Raw genomic sequence first — 7,305 nt, 5'->3', positions numbered from 1 at the left:
CGAACATTTGTTAACATCGGTTGTGGTCGCGGTCTCATCGGATTGACAGGTGTAGCTAGCTGGGGGTTGTTAATGTGTTCAATTCTGAATTGATTATTATTAGTGTTAGTAGTTTTCCATTGATATTGATTAGGAAAATTTTCTCCTTGATGTTTGCTTGGAACAACATTGAAATAATTTTTCAACTGGGAATTTTGAGAAGTATTAATCTCTTGACTTTGGGGGAGAGTCAAATAATTGCTATGCTTTAACTCATAGTTATTTTTATTGACATTATCACTTTGTTGTGATATGTTTTGAGTAGATACTTGAAGTGTATTTACTGAGGATAAATTATCTCTGTTTTGACTGATAGCAAAACTTACTCTCGGCTGAACTAATGTACCAATGGTATATGTTGTAGCAATTAGAGGAACTGCTCCTAGTAAAGCCTTGAATTTGGGAAGGACTGATTTTAAGAAAATTCTCATACTACCTATAAACCTTCTACTAATGGGTAAAGGTGATTACACTTAAAGCTATTGGTATTTAGTATAACATCTTAATTTATAGCAGCAACTTAATGTTAAAATTAATTTTTGTAATTCTCTAGCTGAATTATGTCTATCAGCTTTATCAATTCTAAGTTAGTTAATTAGTTAAAATTAACTCACTTAGAATTGAACCAAAAATCATACTCATATAGATTCTATGTTTGCTTTAATGAATACTTGTATCTGGGTGTTGGATCAAACAGGATGCTTTCTAGAAAGTATTCCCGTAGATGGGGAAGTATCATTTTCAGAGGATAACCCCGTGAAAGTTCATATCCGTCAAGTTCTTGAAAATATTCAGAAAAATATTTTGAGTAATCATATTAAAACTTGTTTAAAAACAAAGCGTCAAGTAGAAATTGAACATAAATGTCAAATAGGAGAAGAACAGGTGAAATTTAACGCCAGTATCTATCCAGTTAATCAAGAAAAAGTTATATTAATTCCCCATGATATTCAAGTTATTAATTCCAATAATAAATCACAAGAATCCCATTCATTAGACATCTCCGAAGCAAACGAGCGATTACAAACACTTTTAGAAGCAATACCAGGATTAGTTTCTTGGATTAGTTCAGATTTCTATTATTTAGGAGTTAATAGACATTTAGCTAAAATATACAACTTGGAGCCAGAAGAATTTATTGGTAAAAGTATCGGCTTTTTGAGTGGAAATGATACAGACTTTACCAAATTTGTGCGCAATTTTTTTGCCAGTAATACCACAGTTACTGTGCATGAAATGAGTTCACCTGTAGGTCAATATCTCATAGTTGCTCAAAAATATAACCAAGGCAAAGCAGCGTGTACTGTCGGAATAGATATTACTGAACTTCGGGAAACAGAAACAGCCCTAGCACTGACAGGTAAAGCGATAGAAAGTAGCAGTGAAGCGATTAGTATGACTGATGCTTATGGCAATCACATCTTTCAAAATCCAGCATTTACTCAACTTTTTGATTATAGAAATGTAGCTGAACTAAATGCTATTGGTGGGTTACTAAGTTTGATAATAGATACAAAAGTAGCTAAAGCAATATCTGACAGTATGATAAGTGGAAGTTCATGGAATGGAGAAGTTAGCTGTCGGAGTCGTAGAGGCCAAATCATCGAGATTTTGATGCGGATAGATGTCATCAAAGATACATCAGATAAAATTACTGGGTTTGTTGCTGTAAGCACAGATATTACAGAACGTAACCAAGCAGAGAAACTACTACGGGAAAATGAAAAAAGATTCCGATCGCTAATCGAAAATAGCACAGATATTATCCATATTTTAGATAGTAATAGTATTTTTACATATATTAGCCCCTCACAAGAACGAATTTTAGGTTACACTTCAGAGGAATTAATTGGCAAATCTTTATTAGAGTTCATTCACCCCAACGATAGTTGGTGGATGGAACAAGTAATAGAGGGAGTGAAACAATATCCGAAAACACGCCGAGGGTTAGATGAATATCAAGTCCGCCATAAAAATGGTAGTTGGTGTGTATTTGAAGCTGTGGTAATGAATTTACTTGATGATGAATCAGTTCAGGGAATTGTAATTAACTGTCATGATATAACAGAAAAAAAATCTGTAGAGGAGAAACTGCTACGTCAATCTTTGTATGATAGCCTCACAGACTTGCCAAATAGAGCTTTATTAATGGATAGACTACAGCAAGCATTGGTACACAGAAACAAACATCATTCTGATTTGTTTGCTGTACTTACGATTAATTTAGATCGATTTAAGATCGTTAATGAAAGTCACGGTCATTCCATGGGAGACAAGCTCTTAATTGAAATTGCTCAACGAATCAAAACTTGTTTACGATCAAAAGATACGATAGCACGAATAGGAAGTGATGAGTTTGTTATTCTCTTGGAGAAAGTTCACGATCAACAAGATGCCATTGGTTTAGCAAATCTGATACAAACAGCGATCGCTCAACCTCTAGAATTAGATAGTCATAAACTCTTTATTACTGCTAGTATCGGTATTGCAATCAGTTCCCATAATTATAAATGGGCAGGGGATCTACTGCGAGATGCTAATATTGCTATGGATCAAGCAAAAGCGCAAAACCAAGGAAGTTATATGCTATTCACCAGTTCCATGCACAGCTACGTTACAGAAATGATCCAGTTAGAGCGTGACTTACGTCAAGCAGTGGAGATGCTAGAAGAATTTGTTTGCCCGACTTCCAACACTTTTTTACTCAACTATCAACCAATTATCTCTCTATGTACAGGGAACTTAGTAGGGTTTGAAGCTTTAGCGCGGTGGTACGATCGTGAAGGTGGTATGGTTCCTCCGGTAAAGTTTATTCCTATTGCAGAAGAAACAGGTTTGATTATTCCTCTCGGTCAGTGGATATTTTGGGAAGCTTGTCGTCAACTGCAAGAATGGCAGACAATTTATTCTCAAAGTAACCTTACTATAGCTGTCAATATTTCTGGGAAACAGTTTTCCCAATCTAACTTAATTTTACAAATTAAACGTATTTTGCAAAAGACAGGTATCGATCCTCAAGGATTAAAAATAGAAATTACAGAAAGTGTCGTTATGGATAATGCTGAGTCTGCTAGTAAAGTTTTATCTCACTTACGGGAGTTGGGAATGCAGTTAAGTGTTGATGATTTTGGTACAGGATATTCATCTCTAAGTTATTTGCATCGTTTCCCTATTAATACTCTGAAAATTGATAAATCTTTTGTGACAAATATGGGAGTTAATGGAGAAAATAGTGAGATTGTAAGAGCTATTATTACATTAGCTCATAGTCTAGGGTTGGATGTGGTAGCAGAGGGGATAGAAACAGAGGAACAGTTGGCTCAACTGAAAGATTTAGGATGTGAATATGGTCAAGGATATTTGTTTTCTAAACCTGTAAATGTGACAGAAGCAACAGCATTATTGGGTCATAATTTTTATTCTTAATTGGAAAAGAGCTTGATATTAGTTTTCCGGTAGATGAACTAAACAGTCAAAAGTATAACTATTATAGGGGAGTGCCATGGAATGTCCCTACTGTGGTTGAGTAAAATAAGATATTATTTTAGTATTTAAGGCTGCTTATATAGGTTAGTTTACTAAGTTTTGAGTATGGCAAATTAATGCAAATCTTCCGTTTATCGTTGATATTAAATATTGATATTTAGTATATACTATACCAATTACAGCGCTTTTCAGATTGATGAACCACATATTCACAACCAAAACCTAGTAGGAACGTTCCATGGAACATCATTACTGTGGTTTACTGAAATGAAAACCGCTGTAAAAAAAATAATTTCATGCATAAAAATGGTGATTGAAATACTTTAAATGAGATGTATCTTTCGACTAAAAAGAGAAAATATGCCCTCATAAATGGTATTTAAGCTATTCATTCTGAATTCTGACTCCTGACTGGTAATAAATAGCCTAACTATTTGTAACAAATATTTATCAATTTGGGATAAGATATCTTTGCTATTTACCTAGAATAGTTAAAAACATTACTCTTACTTACTTATTACTTAATAACTGAAGTATTGAGGAAGGTCTTGCATTATTTTTGGGAATTGGTATAAAATCAAACCCAATATATAAAAACAGGGTTGATAAATCAGCATTGTGAGACTATCAAAAGTCAAACTATAAACCCGGTTTTTTGGAGTTTGACTAGATAACTATTGTAATAAGCGATCGCCTGACTCCACATCAAACCAATGAATTTGTTGAGCAGGTAATTCTAAAGTTACTAACTCATCCCAAGTTTGGTCATAAGGAACTATAACTTTAATATTTTCTGCTGAATTTTCCACCTGTAAAATTAATAATTTTTCTTTGCCTAAATCTTCTACTAAAATCACCTTACCTTGAATAGTAATTTCAGAATGTTTAGGTTGAGACAAACGAACATCTTCGGGGCGAATACCCATAAAAATTTGTTTTGGCATCGTAGGAAAATCTGGCAAAAGAATTTTAAAATCACCTAAAATAGCATAATTTTCTTCACATTTAAGATTCAGTAAATTCATTTGCGGACTACCAACAAAACCAGCAACAAACTTATTTGCAGGACAACTATAAATTTGATGAGGAGCATCAAGTTGTTGTAAATAACCATCAGATAAAATTGCTACTTTAGTTGATAAAGTCATTGCTTCTGTTTGGTCGTGAGTAACATAAACTACGGGTTTTTGTTGAGCATTAAATAACTGTTTTAATTCTGCGCGTACCTGTTCCCGCAATAACGCATCTAAATTACTCAGGGGTTCATCTAACAAAAATACTTCTGGGTTTCGGACTAATGAACGAGCTAATGCCACCCGTTGCCTTTGTCCTCCAGACATTTCCTTCGGTTTGCGAGCTAGTAAGTTGCCTAAATCTAGTTTTTGGGCGACATCATTGACTCGTCGCTGAATTTCATCTGGAGGTATTTTGCGGAGTTTCAGGGAAGCAGCAATATTTTCAAAGACTGTCATGTGAGGATAGAGAGCATAACTTTGAAACACCATTGCAATGTTGCGATTTCCTGGTGCTACGTTTGTGACATCGCGATCGCCAATTATTACTCTGCCTTGAGTGGGTGTTTCTAAACCCGCAATGAGTCGTAGTAGGGTTGATTTTCCGCATCCAGAAGGTCCTAATAAGGTTAAAAATTCTCCATCTTCAACTTCAATATTTACGTCTTTAACAGGAATAACATTAGGAGTAAATTGTTTTCTGAGATTTTTTAATTGCAGTGTTGCCATAATTTTCGATGGTTTCTTAGTTTTTATAGGCGTTGTTGACTTTAGGTATGATATTAAACTCACATCACTTATCAAGTTCAGACTACGTTAAGTCTCAACAACGTCCCATTCTCCGCTAGATATTCCAATGTTTTATAACTGTTCATCTGGTTGTTCTCTATGGAGTCAAACAGGTTGTCAATGTTTATAGGAGACAGATGTCAGTATAGTCAGGGATTTCATAAAAACCCGGTTTCTATGCTTTATTTATACCGACACTACCGGATTTAATCAGGACTTACGCATGAGCTACGAAAAACTAGGATTTGAGATTGCTTCCCTGTCGGTCGCAATGACGAAAATACGTTGCAGGTGCGTAAGTCCTATTAATATCATACATTTATTCAACAACGCCTAAGATTTTAATTTGGCAACAACTTTTGCTTAACCATATTCAGATAGTCTGAACGAAACTTTCTTAGTTGATAATCGCGGAGGTCTTTTTCTCTTAAATCCATCCAAGCTTTTGGCCTTTTTATAGAGTTTAATTCTTGGGATACTTCTAACATTTCCTCAGTTACTTGAGCTCCTGCTTTAGTAATAGGTTCGTAGCCATAATAATCCATAATAGGTTTTGCTACTGTCTCGATTATTTCAATTTCACTATCCGTTAAATTTTTCTTAAATTTATCAATATTAGCAAGTATTGGTGGAGAACTATTAGTTGACCATAAAGCAGATAAAACAGAAATTTCTTGTGCTTCTGTAGATTTGGAAACATCAAGCATTGAGTCTAAGAATTCAATCTCCAAAAACTGACAAATCTGCCGCAAAACTGCTTCTTGATGAGTCAAAAAATCCTCATATCGGATAGTTAAAACCCTCTCTGGATATTTGTCAGCTAGAGCTATGGCAGTATTGTGAGCGTTCACCCAAGTTATGGCATTTAATAAAGTATCAAAATCATGGATAATAGCACGATTAATACTATTTATTTGAGCGCGTGGATCGCGAACAACATTCAAAAACTTCATATCCTCAAACAGATCAATTAACTCTTCAGCATAATACACATTATCAAGAGACTTATCCATCACCACTTTTGCACCATGCTTTTGCCCCGCTTGAAACAACATTTCCCAAGCAACAGTATGTATGCTACGAGGCCGATCTTTAATCCTCTCAAAAATAGCAACTGGGTCTAACGCTACATTATCCCACTTAACCATTGTTGCATTTTGCAAACCTACTAAATCAATAACCAACTGAAAATAGGTAAAGTCATCAGCTAAATTCTCATAAAGCTCCAAAAGGGGCATAAAATCGACCAAATGCAGGGGGTAAGGAGAATAGAATTCGGGAGAAAAATTCAACCGCAGGCGTAAAGCATGACTGCCACAACGGCGGATAGGAATCATCAAAACTGGTTTGGGTCGCTCAAATGTATTACTCATTGTAGTTATAGCAACTTCATCAACTTAGTCTACATTGCTGATTGTATTAACTGACATTCCCCGAGTCAACCCATAAAATTAAAATTAGCAGGACTTACGCACCCAAACAAGAAACCGGTATTGATCTGATTATTGTTTTTCCCTCTCACTTTCGTTGATAAACCAGGTTTCTGCGTAAATCCTAAGTAGTATAAAAATACCTAACTGGCCAAATATTTATACTATATAAATCATCTTAATTGACCTTTATCATTCGTCAAATTATCAAGAAAAGATGAAGCATAAATACCTAATTATTTATTCCTATTGACCACCATGATTTTCTCCTGATATCATGTCCGGATAATCAGTGATAAAAAAACCTTTTCTTTCCTTCTGCTTCCAGCATAGCTGCCTTCTGCCTTACTTCCTCCAAAGTGTAAGTATTCAACCGGACATAATATGACTCCTGACTCGGTCCCCCTGAGTCGTGTCATATCATATATTGATTAGACATCTGGTGAAAATCAAAAATCAAATCAATTCTTATCCAGAAATTATCAATTACTTATCCCTGTTCCCTGTTCCCTGTTCCCTGTTCCCTGTTCCCTGTTCCCTGTTCCCTG

Annotated in this window: 4 protein-coding genes; 1 reads left to right on the top strand and 3 read right to left on the bottom strand. The window is 35.1% G+C overall.

Annotated elements, in window-relative coordinates; translation table 11 throughout:
* On the bottom strand, positions 1-470 hold a 470-nt coding region (locus ACP6PM_RS16915), incomplete at its 3' end, for a hypothetical protein (RefSeq protein WP_426586605.1).
* Between the two features lie 220 nt (positions 471-690).
* Between ACP6PM_RS16915 and ACP6PM_RS16910 the strand changes: the two genes are divergently transcribed.
* Positions 691-3,465 carry an EAL domain-containing protein gene (locus ACP6PM_RS16910; RefSeq protein ID WP_426586603.1) on the top strand — a complete coding sequence of 925 codons (2,775 nt, stop codon included), beginning with the start codon at positions 691-693 and terminating at the stop codon, positions 3,463-3,465.
* A gap of 734 nt (positions 3,466-4,199) precedes the next feature.
* On the opposite strand, the gene ACP6PM_RS16905 is transcribed toward ACP6PM_RS16910, so the two are convergent.
* Positions 4,200-5,267: an ABC transporter ATP-binding protein gene (locus ACP6PM_RS16905; RefSeq protein ID WP_426586601.1), complete on the bottom strand. Its 1,068-nt coding sequence runs from the start codon at positions 5,265-5,267 to the stop codon at positions 4,200-4,202.
* A gap of 401 nt (positions 5,268-5,668) precedes the next feature.
* Positions 5,669-6,700 carry a sulfotransferase family protein gene (locus tag ACP6PM_RS16900; protein WP_426586599.1) on the bottom strand — a complete coding sequence of 344 codons (1,032 nt, stop codon included), beginning with the start codon at positions 6,698-6,700 and terminating at the stop codon, positions 5,669-5,671.
* Positions 6,701-7,305 lie beyond the last annotated feature (605 nt).

Origin of the sequence: Dapis brunnea BLCC-M229 (assembly GCF_050015995.1) — a bacterium.
Taxonomy (GTDB): domain Bacteria; phylum Cyanobacteriota; class Cyanobacteriia; order Cyanobacteriales; family Microcoleaceae; genus Trichodesmium.
The sequence above is the reverse complement of the archived record's forward strand: the minus strand, read 5'-3'. Positions and strand labels throughout refer to the sequence as shown.